We start from the raw sequence: 15,878 nt of genomic DNA on the forward strand, positions 1-15,878 counted from the left end.
AGGGAGGAGCCGGATGAGGCGTGCAGCGGACGACGGGCGGGCCGACTACCTCGCGTTCGTCGAGGCCCACCAGCACCGGCTGCTGCGTGCCGCGTACCTGGTCTGCGGCAACCGGCACCAGGCCGAGGACTTGCTCCAGGAGGCGTTGCTCAAGCTGGCGCTGCGCTGGCCCTCGGTGCGCGACGGCGACCCGGCCGCGTACGTGCGGGCCATCCTCTACCGGGACGCGGTCTCCTGGTGGCGGCGCCGGCGGCGGGAACGGCTCAGCGCGTACCCGCCGGAGCGGGCGGGCGCGGACGCCGACGACGCGCTGCGACTCTCCGTCCGCGCCGCGCTCGACCGGCTCCCGCCACGCCAGCGGGCGGTCCTGGTGCTGCGCTACTTCGAGGACCTGACCGAGGCGGCCACCGCCGAGGCGCTCGGGGTCACGGTCGGCACCGTCAAGAGCCAGTGCCACGACGCGCTGCGCCGGCTCCGCCAGGTGGCGCCCGACCTCGGCGGCGCCGGCGACGGCCTGGTCACCGGGATGGAGGCGAACCCGTGAACGACCCCGACCTGACCCGGCTGCTGACCCGGGCCGCCGAGGACGTCCGGCCGACCCGGCCCGCCGCCACCGGATGGGAACGCGCTCGCCGGGTCCGCCGCGCCCGCCGGGCCGCCGGCGCCGTCGCCCTGGCCGTCGCGCTGGTCACCGGCGGCACGGCGGCGCTCCTGCACCGCGCTGCCCCCGCCCCGACCCACCCGGTGGTACGCCCGGACCCGAGCGCGCCGCCGGTGCAGCAACCCCCGCTCGAACTCGACCTGGTCGCCGATCCGCTCGGCCGGCTCGGCGACCGGGTGGCCGCGCCGCTCTCCGCCCGGCCGGTCGACCGGGCGCTGGCACTTCGCCAACCGGTCGAGCCGAAGACGGGCGAGGCCGGCCCGGTCCGGGTGCTCGGCGACGACGGGCTGGTCCGGGAACTCGACGTGGTGACGCTCGCCCCCACCCGGGACGCCAGTGGCAACGAGGCCGCGCCGCTCAAGCCGGGCAGCCTGTCGCCGGACGGCCGGACCGCCGCGTTCGCGCAGACCGGCGAGGTGGTCGTGGTCGACCTGACCGACGCCTCGGTCCGCCGCTACCCGCTCGCCGGCTACCTGGAACACGTCGTCTGGGCCGGCGACCGGCTGCTCGTCGGCGACAACGACACCGCGTACGAGCTGGACCGGGGCAGCGGGAAGGCCCGGGAGCTGCCGGTCGACCCGTGGGGCCTGGTCGTGCCCGAGCCGGGCCGCCCCGGCGACCTGCTCGCCCTCGGCGGCGCGGAGGACGGCCTGTCCGTACGCCGCTATCCCGGCACCGGCGGCACGCCGCAGCAGCACCAGGTGGGCACCGACGGCCTTCCGCCCGGCTACCGGCTCGACGAGGTCTACGGGCGGGGCTGGCAACGCGGCGACCGGATCGCCCAGGCGGGTTGGACCACGACCGGCAGCATGGGCGGGGCGGAGGGCGTGGCCGTGGTGGACGCCCGCACCGGGGCGGTCACCCGCCTGCTCGACCTGGGCCGCGAGGACCGGGCGAAGGCCTGCTGCGGGGTGCTCGGGTGGTCGGCCGACGGTGCGGTGCTGTTCCGCTCCGACCCCACCGGCCTGGCCCGCTGGCGGCCGGAGACCGGCGAGGTCGACCTGGTGGCCCGCGACGTGGCCGGGCCGGTGTCGTTGCCCGCCCGCTGACCGGCCGGCCCCCCGGCGCGTTCGGGAGGGCCGGCCGGGACGGTCAGCGGGTCAGGCCGCCGGGCTGGTCGCCCTTGACCACTGGCGCCCGGACCAGGTTGCCCCACTCGGTCCAGGAGCCGTCGTAGTTGCGCACCTGCGGGAAACCGAGCAGGTGGTGCAGCACGAACCAGGTGTGGCTGGACCGCTCGCCGATCCGGCAGTAGGCCACCACGTCGTCGGACGGGCTCAACCCGAGCTGGTCGGCGTAGATCGCGCGCAGCTCGTCGGCCGACTTGAACGTACCGTCGTCGTTCGCGGCCGACTTCCACGGCTTGCTCACCGCGCCCGGGATGTGCCCACCACGCAGCGCGCCCTCCTGCGGATAGTCGGGCATGTGCAGCATCTCGCCGGTGTACTCACCCGGCGAACGCACGTCGACCAGCGGCCGACCGGCCGCCACGTGCGCCATCACCTGCTCCCGGTAGGCCCGGATCGGCGCGTCGTCGCGCGTCGGCACCGGATAGGTGGCACGCGGCCGGCTCACCTTCTCCCGGGTCAGCTCCCGCCCCTCGGCGGTCCACCTCTGCCGGCCGCCGTCGAGCAGCCGCACGTCGGCGTGGCCGAAGAGGGAGAAGACCCAGAGGGCGTACGCGGCCCACCAGTTGAAGTTGTCGCCGTAGAAGACCACCGTGTCGTCGCGCCCGATGCCCTTGGCCGCGCACAGCTCGGCGAAGCTCGCGGCGTCCAGGTAGTCGCGGGTGACCTGGTCGTTCAGTTCGGTGTGCCAGTCGACCTTGACGGCGCCGGGGATGTGGCCGGTGTCGTAGAGGAGCACGTCCTCGTCGGACTCGACCACCACGAGGCCCTCGTCGCCCAGGTGCTCGGCCAACCACTCCGTGGTGACCAGGCGCTGCGGGTCGGCGTACGACTGGAGGCGGGGATGCGGATCACTCGGCACAGGCATGATCCCCAAGGTACGCCGGATCAGCGGGCGGCGGCGCCGGTCAGGCGCGGCGGTGCACCAGCCGGCCGGCGACCACGGTGGCCCGGCACGAACCATCCGCGTCGAACACGGCCAGATCGGCCCGGCCGCCGACCACCAGCGTGGCCGGTCGCGCCCCGGGCAGCACGGCCACCTCGTTGCGGACCGCGGCGGCCCGCAGCGCCGGGTCGGCGACGTGCGCGTCGAGCACCGCGGCGACGCCGAGGCGGAACAGCGCGTGCACCCGCTCGCGGGGCGTCGGGGCCTCGGGCAGCGGCCCGTCGTGCACCAGCGCCGGCCCGAGCGTGCCGGACCACCGCCGCACCCGCACCCCGGGGTACGCCTCGGCCAACTCCTCCGGCGATGCGACGGCCTCGACCCGGTCGCCGGCGACCAGGACCGCCAGCCCGGCGCGGGGCTCGTCGTCGAGGGTGAGCCGCAGCAGGTCGGCGGCGTGCACGGTGCGCACCGGTCAGTCGGCCTCGACCGGGCCGAGCACCGGCCGCTTGGCGGTGACGAAGTCGCCGGAGGACCGCCCGGTCAGCCGCCGCCGGATCCACGGGGCCAGGTGCTGCCCGGCCCAGCGCAGGTCGGCGGCGCGCGCGGCCAGCCACGGCGTGGGCGCCGGGTGCGGCGGCACCATTAGCCAATCCTCGTCGCAGCCGACGCCGAGCGCGTCGAGCACCTGGGCGGCGACCCGCCGGTGCCCGGCCGCGGACAGGTGCAGCCGGTCGGTGCTCCACAGCATCGGGTTGAGGTAGGCCTCGTCGGCGTAGAGGTCGACCAGGATCGCGCCGTGCCGCTCGGCGACCTCGCCGACCACCCGGTTGAGCAGGGTCACCCGGGGCGCCACCAGCCGCTGGCCGGGCAGCCGGGCCATCACGTCGGCGAACCGGAACAGCACCACGTCGCTGCCGCCGCCGCGCAACCGCCCGACCACCGCGTCGAAGCGCGGCACGAAGGAGTCCGGGTCGAAGTTGCGCCGCAGCACGTCGTTGCCGCCGGCCGCGAAGCTGATCAGGTCGGGTTTCATGGCCAGCGCGGACGGCACCTGCTCGGCCACGACGTTCGGGAACAGCCGGCCCCGGATGGCCAGGTTGGCGTAGCCGAAGTCCGGCCCCGCCTCGGCGGCGAGCCGGGTGGCGACCAGGTCGGCCCAGCCCCGGTAGCTGCCGTCCGGATACGCGTCGTCCATGCCCTCGGTGAAGCTGTCGCCCACCGCCACAAAGCTGCGCCAGCGCACGGCGCCTCCCCCTCAGACGTCCCGGCAGAATCGCGTCGCTCAGTCTGTCACCGTCCGGGCCGGTCCCGACGCCCCTGGGGGCCGGACGTGGCGGACGTCTCGACGTCCTGTTCCCGACAGCCCGCCGACCGGACAAAACCCCCGGCACGTCCGGGCGGGGCAGAATCCGTCGGCCGGACCGGGGATGATGTTCGCCGTCATCCGGTCGGGCGAGCCGCCCGGCCGGTCCCGCGTACGGCACGAGCGAGGAACCACATGACGCAGGGGCACCCACCGGCGGCAGGTTGGCCACCGCCCGGCAACGCTCATCCCCCGGCCGGCCCGCCGCCCGCACCCGGGCCGCCGTGGGCGCAGCCACCACCGCCGCCACCGAAGTCCCGCCGAGGGCTCTGGATCGGGCTCGCGGCCGGCGCGCTCGCGCTGGCGGTCTGCGCCGGCACGCTGGTCGGCGTCGGGCTGGGCCTGCGCGGCGACGACGAGGAGGGCGCCGCGCCGAAGGCGGCCGCCGCGGCCAACGGCGTCACGGTCACCAACGCCGAGCTGGCCGCCCTGCTCGACCGGCACACGAAGGCGCTGGCCGACAAGGACCTGGACGGCTACCTGGCCGCGTTCGACCCGGCCCGCAAGGACCTGGTGGCCGGGCAGACGCAGCTCTTCCGCAACCTGGGCAAGCTGCCCCTGTCGGTGGCCCGCTACGAGACCGTCGAGCAGCAGGGCCGGGCCAGCGACGCGTTCGGCCAGGGTGTCACGTTCCAGCTCGACGTCTCCTTCGTGCACCAGTTCGACGGCTTCGACCTGGCCCCGGTGACCGAGTGGTACCGCTGGACGATCGTCCGCACCGGCCGGGACGCGCCGATCCGGGTCACCGCCGTCACCGGCGCGCCGGCCGCCGCCGGGGGCAGCTCGAAGACCGTCTACCACCCCGGCCCGTGGGACAAGTGGCGGGACATCCACGTCGAGCGGACGCCGCACGCCCTGCTCATCACCGACGCCACCCGCGCCGCGGAGGCGAAGCGCCACGCCCCGGCGGCCGAGGCCGCGGTCGCCCACGACCTCGCCGTGTGGCGGTCCGGCGGGCTGCCCGGCCCGGTGCCGAAGGGCTTCGTCCTCGCGCTGGCCAAGGGCAAGGACGAGCTGACCTCGCTCTACCGGGTCGGCAAGGAGAAGGCCACCGAGGCGGGGTTCTCCCTCGGCATGGTGGCGGCCGAGCGCACGGACGGGAAGTTCACCATCGGCGGCACCCGCGTGGTCGTCGACACCGGCGAGGACTACTTCACCCGCTCCGGCGGCGGCGGCAACGACGCCGGCATGGTCTTCCGGCACGAGGTGGCGCACTCGCTGATGACCCCCCGGACCGACCTGGCCGAGGTGGACGCGTTCGACCGGCTCGACGAGTGGGTGGTCGAGGGCTTCGCCGAGTACGTCGCCTTCCACGGCCGCCCGCTGGGCGCGAGCGAGCGCACGGCGGCGGCCCGGCGGCTCGTCCGGGACGGGTGGAACGGCACGCTGCCGGGCAACGGCGAGTGGGACGCCCCGGGCCGGGTCAGCTTCCACTACTGGCTCGGGCACGCGGCGATGAACCACCTGGCCGAGAAGTACGGGGAGGCGAAGCTGTTCCGCTTCGTCGACGCCGTCTACGCCGGCACCCCGACCGACCGCGCCGCCCGGGACGTGCTGGGCGTGTCACTCGACGAGTTCCAGGCCGGTTGGGCCTCCTACGTCCGCGCCCAGGCGCGCTGAGCCGGATCGGAGACGACGGATGACGTACCAGCACCAGCACCAGCAGCCGCCGCCCGCGTACCCGCCGGCGGGTTGGCCCGGCCCGGCCGGTCCGCCGCCCGCGGTGCCGAAGCGGCGCGCGCGTCTGGCGCTGCTCCTGGCCGGCGGTCTGGTCGCCGTGCTGGCGGTCGCCGCCGGCACCGCCTACGGCGTGTCCCGGCTGGTCGGCGGCGACGACGGGCGGGAGCTGCGCACGGCCTGGGTGCTCGACTTCCCCGAGCGGCAGCGCAACGGCCTGAAGACGTTCGACGGGCAGGACATGTTCGGCGCCTGGCTGATCGGCGACGCGGTGGCGCGCGCCCAGCCCGACGGGATCATCGCCTACCGGTTGACCGACGGCGGGCAGGCGTGGGGCGTGCCCGCGCCGCCCGGCAGCTCGCTCTGCGGCGCCGCCCAGACGCTGGCCGAGGGGCGCGGCGTGGTGGCGCTCGGCTCCGCCGACTCCTGCGACACGTTGGTCGGCTTCGACGCCGCCGCCGGCACCCGGACCTGGCAGGTGACGTTCCCGGCCGAGCGCCTGAAGGGCCGGGGCATGCTCACCGCGCCGGACCTGTCGGTGGCCGGCGGGCAGGTGGTCGTCCGTTCCGACCAGCGCGTCCTCGGCTACTCGCTGGCCGACGGCAAGCGGCTCTGGCAGACCGACGCCGACCGGCTGCTGCCCGGCCGGGACTGCCGGGTCACCGACGCGCAGGCCGCCGGCACGCAGGCCGTGGTGACCGCCCGCTGCGACGGCGTCCGGGGCGCGCTGCTCGGCCTGGACCCGGCCACCGGCGCGGTGCGCTGGCGGCAGCAGTTGCCCGACGCGCAGCAGAGCGACGGCGTGCTCAGCGTCGACCCGCTGGTCAGCCTGCCCGGCCTGGACGGCCGGACGTTCGTCGCGCGCGACGCCGCCGGGAAGGCGCGGGCCACGTTCGGCAACCCCGTCGGCGGTACGCGCTTCAGCGACCTGCCGGTCAACCGGTCGAACACGGTGGAGGGTCCGGCGGTCCGGCCCTACCTGGCCGACGCCGGCACGCTCTACCTGCCCACCGAGGCGGCGAACGTGCCGGGCAAGATGCGCCAGGCCAACCAGGTGGTGGCGATCGACCTGGCCACCGGGGAGCGACGCTGGGTCTCGACCGGGCACACCGACAGCGAGGTGGAGCTGATCCGCCTCGACGAGCAGGGGGTGCTCGCCTGGGAGGTCGGCGACCACCGGGACCTCCCGCCGCGGCTGGTCCGGATCGACCCGGCGACCGGGAAGGCGGCGGTGCTCGCCGAGGGGCCCCGGTCGGCCGGCACCGAGGGCAGCGACGCGAAGGTCCTGGAGCGGGACGGGACGGTGGTGCTGGTGCCGTGGAAGCACGTCAGCGCGGACGCGGCGATCACCGTCCTGCGGTGAACGGCCGCGGGGCGGGCCACCCGTCGGTGACCCGCCCCGCGTGACGGCTCCGGTCAGGGGACGTAGGCCAGCAGCGCCGCCCCGCCCAGCCCGGCCGGCTCGGTCACCGTGCCCACCGGCTGGAACGTGCGGTCCAGGACGGTGATGCCGCCGTCCCGCCGGACCAGCACCGTGCCGTCGGTGGCGAACAGGATGCTGCGGACCGTACCGTCGCCGGGCAGGTCCACCGTCTTGCCGGTGGTGGTGTCGACCACCGCGAAGCTCCCGTCGTTGCGGGACGTGTCGGTGTTGATCCAGCCGACGGCCACGTACCGGCCGTCGGACGAGACGCTGCGGACCCGCCAACCGTCGTGGCGCGCCGCCTCGGCCTTCGGCGGGGTGTAGCGGTAGAACACGGCCTTACCGTTGTTGGTCGCGTACGGCCGGCCCTCGGAGACGGCCGCCCAGTTCCGCCCGTCCGGGGTCCACCACTTCAGGGTCTCGTTCCCGGCGTCCCCGTCGGCCGGCCGGCGGGTGGTCAGGTCGAGGAGCGCGAGGTGGCCCTCCTGCTGCACCAGGAGCCGGTCGTTGGTGTTCCAGACGAGCGGCTGGTCACCGAGGCAGGTGGTTCGGCCGGAGTAGGGCGACCGCTTCGCGATCGTGGCCCGGCCGGAGCCGTCCACCAGGGCGGTCACGAGCGTGCCGGCCTCCGCCCCGGCCGCTCCCTCCACCCAGGCCAGTCGCTCGCCGTACGGCGAGATGGTGATCGTGTTCCGGACACACTCGCCGCCGCCGTACGGCACGGTCGTGCTCACCCGGTCCGTGTCGCCCCGCACGACGTGGATCTCGGCGGCCCGCTCGCCGAACGCCAGGTAGTAGCGGGTGCCGGACAGCGCGGTGGACGAGGTGGCGGGGGCGGCGGCCGGGGTGACGGCGACGGTGGCGTCGGACGACGGCGTGGAGGTGGGCGCGGACGGTCTGGTTCCGGTCCCGCCGCAGGCGCTGACGCCCGCCGCGACGAACGCGGCGGCGGCGAGGGCGGCGACGGTACGCAGTCCGCGAGCGGTGGTGAAGACGTTCACGATGCAATCCTCGGGGGTTCGGTGACGCGGGTGTCTGACGCACTGCCAGACGTAGGTTTTGATGTGGATGGTTGCCGCCCGGGTGGAAGAAAACCTTGCCGCCGGTCCGGCAGACGCGAGGTGAACGGCCGCGGGGCGGGGCACCTCTCGGTGACCCGCCCCGCGTGACGATCCGGTCAGTCGACGACCTGAAGGATCTGCTGGTCCTTGAGCGCCGACGGTTCCCGGATCTCGCCGGTCTTCCGGCCGTCCGCACCGATCAGGACGAGCGCGTTGTGGTCACCGGCGTCGACCCGGGCCACCAGCGTGCCCTGGCTGGAGAACCAGGCCTGACCCAGGGTACGACCGCCGAGCGGCAGTTTGATCTCTCGTCCGGTCCGGGTGTCGATCACGGCGTTGGCGTCGAGTTCCCGGGCCACGTCACCGTACGGCTCGTCCGGCGACCGCAGCCTCAGCGCCATCCGGGTCCCGTCCGCGGAAATGCTCGCGACGTCGAAGGACGGGCGAGCCTCCTTCACCCCGACGCCGGGCACCAGCTTCTCCGCCGTGCCGTCGGGCCGGTTTACCGCCACCCGGCCCTCACCGTCCGCGTAGGCAAGAACCTTTCCGTCGGCCGACCACAACGGGTGACAGCCCCCTACCTTGGCGATCGGGGTGTACGTGCCGCTGGCGAGGTCGAGGACGGCCTTCTCCGACACCGGGGTCGGATCCGTCCGCAGCACGGCCGCGATCGTGAGTCGGCGGGAGTCCGGGGACCAGGTGGGCGTCCAGCAGTCCCCTTCGACCCGCTGGTGGCCGCCCGGGGTGAGCTTCCGGGCGTTGCCACCGTCCATGTCGGCCACTCGCAGAATGTTGTCCGGATCGACCCAGGCGACCCGCTTGCCGTCCGGTGACACGGCCGCGCTGGACAGGGCGGAGATCCGGGGGAGCTTCGCCAGCCGCGTCGGCTCCACGCCGGGCTTGAAGGACCAGAGGTACGCGGTGGGCGTCTCGTCGTTGCTGGGCGCCGGGCCGTAGAAGATCCTGCCGATGGTCGGGCCGGCGGGGCCGCCCCCGGTGACCGTGCTCGGGCTGCCCGATGCCGTGGGGGACGGCTCGACGGACGGGGTGGGCGTGCTGTCGACCGGCGGGGCGGTGCTGGTCACCGACGGTCCGGCCGGCGCGGGTGCCTGGCTGTTCGGCCGGATGGCCAGCGCCGTACCGGTCGCGGCGGCCAGCACCACCAGCGCGGCGGCCGAGGTGGCGACGGCCCGCTGGATGCCGAGCCGGCGCGAGGTACGCAGCGCCCGGTCCCGCAGGTCGACCGGGGTGACCTCCTCGGCCAGGTCGGCCAGGTCGAAGCGCAGTCGGTCCTGGTTCATCGGGCGGTTCCTTCCGTGACGTACAGCTCGGCGAGTTCCGGGGCGACGCTGCGCAGCTTGGCGAGGGCCTTCGAGGTCTGGCTCTTGACCGTGCCGACGGTCACGCCGAGCAGGTCGGCGGCCTCGGACTCGGTGCGGTCCTCGAAGAAGCGCAGCACCAGCACCGCCCGTTGCTTGGCGGAGAGCCGGGCCAGCGCGGCCCGGAGGGTGAGCCGCAGCGTGGTCTGCTGGGCGTGGTCGGGGGCCGAGTCGCCTCCGCGTGGCTCGGGCAGGTCGCCCGGCATCGACTCGGCCACCTTGCGCCGCCGCCACCAGGAGACCTGGAGGTGGTACATGATCTTTCGGGTGTACGCCTCGGCGTTGCCGCTGTCGTGCAGGCGGCTCCACGATCGGTGGGTACGGGCCAGGGCCGACTGGACGAGGTCCTCGGCCAGGTGCTGGTCGCCGGTCAACAGGTAGGCCGAGCGCAGCAGTGCGGGGGTGCGGGTTCGCACGAACGAGTCGAACTCACTCAGGAGAGGGTCCACACGAGCCGATCCTTGGGGTCAGGTGGTGCGTCAGTGGGGATGCCCTTCCAGACGTCACCCCGCCGCGCGATGGTTGCCGGTCCGGCCGGTCGTCTTTTCCACGATCCTTCGGCCGCGGTCAGCAGTCGAACACGGACCAGCAGATGTCGTTGCGCAACCGCTGGTCGTCCAGGACGAGGGCACGGATCGCCGCCGGCAACCGGTCGCGTTGCCACCGGCACTCGGCCCGCCCCTCCGCCACGCTGCGGTCCGCCGGCGCCGCCGCCCGCACCGCCTTGATCGCGTACGCGGCCGCGCCGAGTTCGTGCGCGGCGACGTGGGCGACCACCGCGGCCTGGCCGGCGGCGTACGCGGCGTGCCGGGCGGCTCCGCGCAGGTGCCGGGCCGCGCCCATCGCGTGCCCGCCCGCCGTCCGCGAGGACGTCATCGTGACCTCGCCCCGCGTCCAGGCGCGGACCCGCTCGATCGCCTCGCGCGGACGCGGGTCCCCGGGCTGCGCCGCCTCGAACAGGGGAAGGACGTGCTCCGCGCACACGGCGGCCCACAGGGCGAGGAGGTGGTGGTCGGCGTCGGTGAGGGACCCGCCCCGACGGATGGTGGTGAAGCGGGGGTCCCGCACCTTCGGGAGGATCACGACCGGCGCTCCGATCCGGTGGACCGCGTGCCCCGCAGCGCCGTGTCCAGGGCGTTCATCAGCCGGGCGACCCGGCTGCCGCCACCGGTCGTGGGCGGGTACCGGCGGAGCACGTCGACGAGCGTCGGCGTGGCCCACCGCCGGGACCGCTCCAGGAGCGCCTCGCCGACCGCCGGGTCGTCGCCCGCCGCCAACTCGCCGATCCGTGCGGCGCTCGCGGCGGCGCGCAGGATGTGGCCGACCTGGGTGGCCCGGGCGATGGGGTGCAGGTACGCGGCCGACGCGGCGTCCCCGGCACATCGGGCGGCCAGGCGCGCGGCCTCGGACGGCGCGGACCGGGCGGCCCGGTGCGCGTCGACGGAGGTGACCCGTTGCCGATTGGTCCGGTCGGCGCCGTCGACGAACGCGCGGGCGGCCTCGATCGCCGCGCGGGGACGCGGGTCGCCGGGAACGGCCCGTTCGTAGACCGGCAGGACGTCTTCCGCGTGCCGGGCCACGTAGCGGGTCACCTCGCGCAGTTCGTCCCTGGTCAGGGCGAAGTCTCCGGTGGTCATGCCCTTGAATCGTATCGTTGAACTGTCGGTGGAGACCTCGCGCCGATCTCGGCGCACATGGGTGCCGGAAAGCCTCAACCGGTGGTCATTCCCGGATGCCGCGCCGGTACGGCCCCCAGCCGACGAACCGCTCGAACAGCTCGCGCGGGGCGGGCCCGTCGTGCGGGTTGAGCCGGAACAGGTCGTGGGTGGCCTCGTGGTAGAGCCCGGACAGGTAGACGGCCAGGTCGACGGGGTGGTCGGCGTACTCGACCTTGAGCAGCAGGCGCGCCTGCGCGCAGGGCCACGGCGCGCCGCACGCCCGGCACAGCCAGAGCGGCCGGATCGGCAGGTGCGCCGGATGGTCCGGCGGGTAGGGGCGGGGCCGGTCCGGGTGCGGCCCGAGCCGGGGTACGGGAAGGATCATGCGTGACAGTCTGCTGAGGACACCACTACGCTCGGAAGTCGTCGGCGTCGGCCCGGGGAGGGGTCGGGAAACCGGCGGGTGACCGAGGAGGACTGGTGGAGAACGAGCCGACCGCCGAGCTGATCCGCGCGCAACTGCGGCGGCTGCGACTCAAGGCCGAACTGAGCCAGGAGGAGTTCGGGAGGCTGGTGCACTTCTCCAACTCGCAGGTGTCGGCGGTGGAGCTGGGCCAGCGACCGCTGGACCGGTTCTTCCTGAAGCGGGCCGACGAGGTGCTGGGCACCGGTGGGCTGCTCACGTCGCTGCTCAAGCTCGCCGAGCGGGACGGCCAGCCGAGCTGGTTCCGCCCCTGGCTCGAAGCCGAACGCCAGGCCCAGCAGCTGCGCTGTTACCAGCCCAGCCTGATCCCCGGCCTGTTGCAGACCGAGAACTATGCCCGCTCCATGATCCGCACGGACGACATGCTGGACAGCGAGGAGGCCGACCGTCGGTTGGCGGTCCGACTGGACCGGCAGTCCGTGCTCACCCGCCCCGATCCACCCAAGTTCGTCGCGGTGATCGAGGAGGCCGTGCTGCGACGTGCGGACGAGTCATTCCGTGGGGTGATGGGTCAACAGGTGGCCCATCTGATCGAGGCGAGCGAGCTGCCACACGTCGCCGTTCACGTCATACCGGTCGACGTCAGCCTGCACATCGGACTGACCGGACCGTTCACGCTCGCACGCGGCGGCGACGGCGGCTGGGTCGGCTATCTGGAGAACCAGCTCGGCGGAACGGTAATCGACAACGATGAGGACGTGGCTATCCTGCTGTCCAGGTGGGAGAGCGTCCGCAGCGAGGCGCTGTCCCGCCGCCAGTCGATCGAGCTGATGAAGGAAGTGGTCGAGTCATGGAGCTGATCGGCGCTGTCTGGCGTACCTCGACGCGGAGCGGGCAGAGCGAGTGCGTCGAGGTGGCGGACAATCTTGTCGGGGTGGTCGGCGTGCGCGACAGCAAGGACCCGACCGGTCCCGTCCTCACCTTCAGTCCGGCCGCCTGGCGCGCCTTCGTCCGGGTCAGCGGGGGCCGCGCGTCGCGCTGATCAGCACCGTGTGCTTGCGTACCCGGAAGGCGCCCTCGGCCTCGATCCGGGCGCGGACCCGGTCCTGGACGGCCGACTCCTGCGCGGCGGTGAGCGGCCCGACCATGCTGGCGAGGTAGGCGAGGACCGGCTCGACGGTGGGCACCGCCAGCTCGTCCGGGTAGCGCTCGACCGTCACGTCGTCCAGGTGGGCGGCGATCCGGGCCGGCGCCTCCTCGGCGGTGGTTCCGTCCTGGTGAAATCCGGCGGCCACCTGGGCGCGGTCGACCGCCGGCCCGAGCGTGTCCAGCTCGGCGAGGTGGTCGCGACCGTTCAGCGCCACGGCCAGCCGGCCGCCCGGGCGCAGCACCCGGGCGAACTCGCGCAGCGCGGCGTCGGGGTCGTCGAGGTGGTAGAGCATGTGGTTGGCGATCACCGCGTCGAAGGCGGCGTCGGCGTAGGGCAGGCGGGTGGCGTCGCAGCGCTGCACCCGGGCCCCGGGCACCTCGCGCAGCCGGGCGCACATCGCGGGTGAGAAGTCGGTCAGGGTGAGCCGCAGCCCGGCCGCGGGGCGCTCCACCCGCCGCCACAGCTCGCCCGTGCCGGCGCCCACCTCCAGCACCTCCCCGGTCAGCGGCAACCGCTCGCCGAGCCAGGAGAACCAGTCCTGCGGGTTCGTCCCGTACGCGTGCAGCGCGATGCGCGCGGTGAGGTTGTCGGTCGTCGTCGCGTACTGGCTCACGGCGCGGGCCGACGGTGTGGTGGTCACCCGTCGACGGTAGGACAGAACCTCGGTATTCAGCGTTGCTATCTACCGGTACCTAGTGTTACTTTCTACTGGTAGTCAGCGTCACTTGGTAGCGAGGGGATGACGACGTGGGCAACCAGATGACCGAGATGCTCAAGGGCACTCTCGAAGGCATCGTCCTGGCGATCCTGGCCCGCCGGTCCGCGTACGGCTACGAGATCACCGCGTGGCTGCGCGACCGCGGATTCTCGGACATCGCGGAAGGCACGATCTACGCGCTGCTCGTCCGCGTCGAGCAACGCGGCTTCGTGGACGTGGAGAAGGTTCCCTCCGAGAAGGGGCCCCCGCGGAAGGTCTACTCGCTCAACGCGAAGGGGCGGGAGCAACTCGCCGAGTTCTGGGGGACGTGGAGCGTCCTCACGGAGCGCATCGAGCAACTTCGCCACACCGACAACGCACACGACGAAGGAGCATGACCATGGCCGCGAAGTGGATCGAGACGCTCGTCGGATCGCTCGACCAGAAGAAGCAGTACAAGCAGCACATGGCCCGCATGGAGGCCCTGCCGGAGCCGTACCGCGGCGCGGCCAAGGCCCTCCAGCGGTACTTCATGTACCAGGGCGGGATCGTCGACGGGAACACGCTCATCACGATGCTCGGCGACTTCGTCGACCTCTGGGAGCGCGCGGCGGCCGACGGCACGCCGGTCCGCGCGATCGTCGGCGACGACCCGGTCGAGTTCGCCGAGACGTTCCTGCGGGCGTACTCCGGCCGGCAGTGGATCGACAAGGAGCGCGAGCGCCTCCGGACGGCGATCGACGCCGCCGCCGGCGACACCAGCGAGGAGAAGGACGCATGACCACCGGAACGCGCGAACCCGCGATCAGCGTGCGGGGCGTCACCAAGTCCTACAAGGACCTGCACGTGCTGCGGGGCGTCGACTTCGACGTGGCGGCGGGGAGCATCTTCGCCCTGCTCGGCTCGAACGGCGCCGGGAAGACCACGCTGGTACGGATCCTCTCGACGCTGCTCAAGGCGGACGGCGGCACCGCGACCGTGCACGGCTTCGACGTCGCCTCGGCACCGCGCGAGGTCCGTGAGTCGATCAGCCTGACCGGCCAGTTCGCCGCCGTCGACGAGGTGCTCACCGGCCGGGAGAACCTGGTCCTGGTCGCGAAGCTCCGCCACCTGAAGAACCCCGGTGCGGTCGCCGACGACATGCTCGCCCGCTTCTCGCTCACCGACGCCGGGAACCGCCGGGCGGGGACGTACTCGGGCGGCATGCGCCGGCGACTCGACATCGCGATGAGCCTCGTCGGCAACCCGCCGGTCGTGTTCCTCGACGAGCCGACCACCGGCCTCGACCCGCAGGCCCGCATCGAGGTCTGGCGGACCGTGCGGCAGCTCGCCGAGGACGGCACCACCATCCTGCTGACCACCCAGTACCTGGACGAGGCCGAACACCTCGCCGACCGGATCGCGATCCTGCACGAGGGCACGATCATCCAGAACGGCACGCTCACCGAGCTGAAGCAGCTCATTCCGAGCGCCCGGGTCGAATACGTCGAGAAGCAGCCGACCCTCGAGGACGTCTTCCTCGCCCTCGTCGGCCACAGCGGAGGGGAATCCCGATGACCACCCACGTCCTCAGTGACACCGGAACCCTCACCGGCCGCTCCCTGCGGCACATCCTGCGCAGCCCGGACACCATCATCACCACCGCGGTCACCCCCGTCGCGCTGATGCTGCTCTTCGTGTACGTGCTGGGCGGTGCCATAGACATCGGCTCCGGCGGTTCCTACATCAACTACATGCTGCCGGGCATCCTCCTCATCACGATTGCCTCCGGCATCGCCTACACGGCGTACCGGCTGTTCCTGGACATGCAGGGCGGCATCTTCGAGCGCTTCCAGTCGATGCCGATCCCGCGACCCTCCGTGCTGTGGGCGCACGTCCTGACCTCACTCGTGGCCAACCTGGCCTCGCTGGTGATCGTCACCGGCGTCGCGCTGGCCATGGGGTTCCGCACCGGGGCGTCCGTGCTCGACTGGCTCGCCGTCGCGGGCATCCTGATCCTGTTCACCCTCGCCCTCACCTGGATCGCCGTGATCGCGGGCCTGTCCGCCAAGACCGTCGACGGCGCGAGCGCGTTCAGCTACCCGCTGATCTTCCTGCCGTTCATCAGCTCGGCGTTCGTCCCCACCGACTCGATGCCCGGCCCGGTCGCGTGGTTCGCCGACAACCAGCCGGTGACGTCGATCGTGAACACCCTCCGCGCGCTGTTCGCGGAGCAGCCCGCCGGCAACGACATCTGGATCGCCCTCGCCTGGTGCGCCGGCCTGCTCGTCGCCGCCTACGCCGCGGCGACCGCGATCTACCGGAAAAAGGTCAGCTGACCAGTCGTACGGGAGGCAGCGCCGCATCCGTGGATGCGGCGCCGCACCCGTCAC

Annotated in this window: 20 protein-coding genes; 10 read left to right on the plus strand and 10 right to left on the minus strand. The window is 73.6% G+C overall.

Annotated elements, in window-relative coordinates:
- Window positions 1–13: 13 nt before the first annotated feature.
- A complete protein-coding gene (locus GA0070622_RS02050) occupies window positions 14–544 on the plus strand; it encodes a SigE family RNA polymerase sigma factor (RefSeq protein ID WP_091566185.1) in 531 nt (176 codons plus the stop codon).
- Entirely contained in the window at window positions 541–1,710 is a 1,170-nt protein-coding gene (locus GA0070622_RS02055) for a hypothetical protein (protein ID WP_091566188.1), read from the plus strand. The genes GA0070622_RS02050 and GA0070622_RS02055 overlap by 4 nt, the downstream gene beginning before the upstream one ends.
- A 43-nt stretch (window positions 1,711–1,753) precedes the next feature.
- Here GA0070622_RS02055 and GA0070622_RS02060 read toward each other — a convergent pair whose 3' ends face one another.
- From GA0070622_RS02060 to GA0070622_RS02070, 3 genes are read right to left on the minus strand one after another with little or no spacing between them, the layout of a single operon-like run.
- Window positions 1,754–2,656, minus strand: a complete 903-nt coding sequence (locus GA0070622_RS02060; RefSeq protein ID WP_091566191.1) for a sulfurtransferase — start codon at window positions 2,654–2,656, stop codon at window positions 1,754–1,756.
- A 40-nt stretch (window positions 2,657–2,696) separates the two neighbouring features.
- A complete protein-coding gene (locus GA0070622_RS02065) occupies window positions 2,697–3,143 on the minus strand; it encodes a hypothetical protein (RefSeq protein WP_091566194.1) in 447 nt (148 codons plus the stop codon).
- A gap of 3 nt (window positions 3,144–3,146) precedes the next feature.
- Window positions 3,147–3,917, minus strand: coding sequence for an SGNH/GDSL hydrolase family protein (locus GA0070622_RS02070; RefSeq protein ID WP_091566198.1), 771 nt, complete (start codon window positions 3,915–3,917; stop codon window positions 3,147–3,149).
- A gap of 255 nt (window positions 3,918–4,172) precedes the next feature.
- On the opposite strand from GA0070622_RS02070, the gene GA0070622_RS02075 reads away from it, so the two are divergent.
- The gene (locus tag GA0070622_RS02075; RefSeq protein WP_091566202.1) at window positions 4,173–5,657 is read left to right on the plus strand and encodes a hypothetical protein; all 1,485 of its coding nucleotides are present in this window, start codon (window positions 4,173–4,175) and stop codon (window positions 5,655–5,657) included.
- 19 nt (window positions 5,658–5,676) lie between these two features.
- The gene (locus tag GA0070622_RS02080) at window positions 5,677–7,077 is read left to right on the plus strand and encodes a PQQ-like beta-propeller repeat protein (RefSeq protein ID WP_091566206.1); all 1,401 of its coding nucleotides are present in this window, start codon (window positions 5,677–5,679) and stop codon (window positions 7,075–7,077) included.
- 53 nt (window positions 7,078–7,130) lie between these two features.
- Here the strand turns inward: GA0070622_RS02080 and GA0070622_RS02085 are convergent, their stop codons facing one another.
- The 6 genes from GA0070622_RS02085 to GA0070622_RS02110 form a co-directional block, all read right to left on the minus strand.
- Complete coding sequence (locus GA0070622_RS02085; protein WP_245666102.1) at window positions 7,131–8,138, minus strand: hypothetical protein; 1,008 nt, start codon at window positions 8,136–8,138, stop codon at window positions 7,131–7,133.
- Between the two features lie 176 nt (window positions 8,139–8,314).
- A complete protein-coding gene (locus tag GA0070622_RS02090) occupies window positions 8,315–9,499 on the minus strand; it encodes a TolB family protein (protein WP_091566210.1) in 1,185 nt (394 codons plus the stop codon).
- Window positions 9,496–10,026, minus strand: coding sequence for a SigE family RNA polymerase sigma factor (locus GA0070622_RS02095; protein ID WP_091566213.1), 531 nt, complete (start codon window positions 10,024–10,026; stop codon window positions 9,496–9,498). Before GA0070622_RS02095 ends, GA0070622_RS02090 begins: the two co-directional genes overlap by 4 nt.
- 118 nt (window positions 10,027–10,144) lie before the next feature.
- Window positions 10,145–10,660: a putative immunity protein gene (locus GA0070622_RS02100; RefSeq protein WP_091566218.1), complete on the minus strand. Its 516-nt coding sequence runs from the start codon at window positions 10,658–10,660 to the stop codon at window positions 10,145–10,147.
- The gene (locus tag GA0070622_RS02105; RefSeq protein ID WP_176710407.1) at window positions 10,657–11,214 is read right to left on the minus strand and encodes a putative immunity protein; all 558 of its coding nucleotides are present in this window, start codon (window positions 11,212–11,214) and stop codon (window positions 10,657–10,659) included. Before GA0070622_RS02105 ends, GA0070622_RS02100 begins: the two co-directional genes overlap by 4 nt.
- 85 nt (window positions 11,215–11,299) lie before the next feature.
- Window positions 11,300–11,620 (minus strand): hypothetical protein, encoded by a 321-nt coding sequence (locus tag GA0070622_RS02110; protein ID WP_091566221.1) that lies wholly within the window; start codon window positions 11,618–11,620, stop codon window positions 11,300–11,302.
- A 95-nt stretch (window positions 11,621–11,715) separates the two neighbouring features.
- Between GA0070622_RS02110 and GA0070622_RS02115 the strand changes: the two genes are divergently transcribed.
- Together GA0070622_RS02115 and GA0070622_RS02120 are read left to right on the plus strand one after the other, a co-directional pair.
- Window positions 11,716–12,519, plus strand: coding sequence for a helix-turn-helix domain-containing protein (locus GA0070622_RS02115; RefSeq protein ID WP_091566224.1), 804 nt, complete (start codon window positions 11,716–11,718; stop codon window positions 12,517–12,519).
- Window positions 12,510–12,701, plus strand: a complete 192-nt coding sequence (locus GA0070622_RS02120) for a DUF397 domain-containing protein (RefSeq protein ID WP_091566227.1) — start codon at window positions 12,510–12,512, stop codon at window positions 12,699–12,701. Before GA0070622_RS02115 ends, GA0070622_RS02120 begins: the two co-directional genes overlap by 10 nt.
- Here the strand turns inward: GA0070622_RS02120 and GA0070622_RS02125 are convergent.
- Window positions 12,676–13,449, minus strand: coding sequence for a class I SAM-dependent methyltransferase (locus GA0070622_RS02125; protein ID WP_091566231.1), 774 nt, complete (start codon window positions 13,447–13,449; stop codon window positions 12,676–12,678). The two genes, GA0070622_RS02120 and GA0070622_RS02125, sit on opposite strands and share 26 nt — an antisense overlap.
- Before the next feature lie 107 nt (window positions 13,450–13,556).
- Between GA0070622_RS02125 and GA0070622_RS02130 the strand changes: the two genes are divergently transcribed.
- The 4 genes from GA0070622_RS02130 to GA0070622_RS02145 are packed head-to-tail and all read left to right on the plus strand — an operon-like array spanning window position 13,557 to window position 15,824.
- Window positions 13,557–13,904, plus strand: coding sequence for a PadR family transcriptional regulator (locus GA0070622_RS02130; RefSeq protein WP_091566235.1), 348 nt, complete (start codon window positions 13,557–13,559; stop codon window positions 13,902–13,904).
- A gap of 2 nt (window positions 13,905–13,906) precedes the next feature.
- Entirely contained in the window at window positions 13,907–14,287 is a 381-nt protein-coding gene (locus tag GA0070622_RS02135; protein WP_091566239.1) for a DUF1048 domain-containing protein, read from the plus strand.
- The gene (locus tag GA0070622_RS02140; protein WP_091566243.1) at window positions 14,284–15,063 is read left to right on the plus strand and encodes an ABC transporter ATP-binding protein; all 780 of its coding nucleotides are present in this window, start codon (window positions 14,284–14,286) and stop codon (window positions 15,061–15,063) included. The genes GA0070622_RS02135 and GA0070622_RS02140 overlap by 4 nt, the downstream gene beginning before the upstream one ends.
- On the plus strand, window positions 15,060–15,824 hold the full coding sequence (locus GA0070622_RS02145; protein WP_091566247.1) for an ABC transporter permease: 765 nt from the start codon (window positions 15,060–15,062) through the stop codon (window positions 15,822–15,824). Before GA0070622_RS02140 ends, GA0070622_RS02145 begins: the two co-directional genes overlap by 4 nt.
- Window positions 15,825–15,878: the final 54 nt, after the last annotated feature.

This window comes from Micromonospora sediminicola (genome assembly GCF_900089585.1).
Classification (GTDB): Bacteria; Actinomycetota; Actinomycetes; order Mycobacteriales; family Micromonosporaceae; genus Micromonospora; species Micromonospora sediminicola.

Excerpts from the sequence above, each read along its gene's own strand:
- GA0070622_RS02050 (WP_091566185.1), top strand. The coding sequence starts at position 14 with ATGAGGCGTGCAGCGGACGACGGGCGGGCCGACTACCTCGCGTTCGTC.
- GA0070622_RS02060 (WP_091566191.1), bottom strand. The coding sequence starts at position 2,656 with ATGCCTGTGCCGAGTGATCCGCATCCCCGCCTCCAGTCGTACGCCGAC.
- GA0070622_RS02075 (WP_091566202.1), top strand. The coding sequence starts at position 4,173 with ATGACGCAGGGGCACCCACCGGCGGCAGGTTGGCCACCGCCCGGCAAC.
- GA0070622_RS02080 (WP_091566206.1), top strand. The coding sequence starts at position 5,677 with ATGACGTACCAGCACCAGCACCAGCAGCCGCCGCCCGCGTACCCGCCG.
- GA0070622_RS02090 (WP_091566210.1), bottom strand. The coding sequence starts at position 9,499 with ATGAACCAGGACCGACTGCGCTTCGACCTGGCCGACCTGGCCGAGGAG.
- GA0070622_RS02105 (WP_176710407.1), bottom strand. The coding sequence starts at position 11,214 with ATGACCACCGGAGACTTCGCCCTGACCAGGGACGAACTGCGCGAGGTG.
- GA0070622_RS02110 (WP_091566221.1), bottom strand. The coding sequence starts at position 11,620 with ATGATCCTTCCCGTACCCCGGCTCGGGCCGCACCCGGACCGGCCCCGC.
- GA0070622_RS02120 (WP_091566227.1), top strand. The coding sequence starts at position 12,510 with ATGGAGCTGATCGGCGCTGTCTGGCGTACCTCGACGCGGAGCGGGCAG.
- GA0070622_RS02135 (WP_091566239.1), top strand. The coding sequence starts at position 13,907 with ATGGCCGCGAAGTGGATCGAGACGCTCGTCGGATCGCTCGACCAGAAG.
- GA0070622_RS02140 (WP_091566243.1), top strand. The coding sequence starts at position 14,284 with ATGACCACCGGAACGCGCGAACCCGCGATCAGCGTGCGGGGCGTCACC.
- GA0070622_RS02145 (WP_091566247.1), top strand. The coding sequence starts at position 15,060 with ATGACCACCCACGTCCTCAGTGACACCGGAACCCTCACCGGCCGCTCC.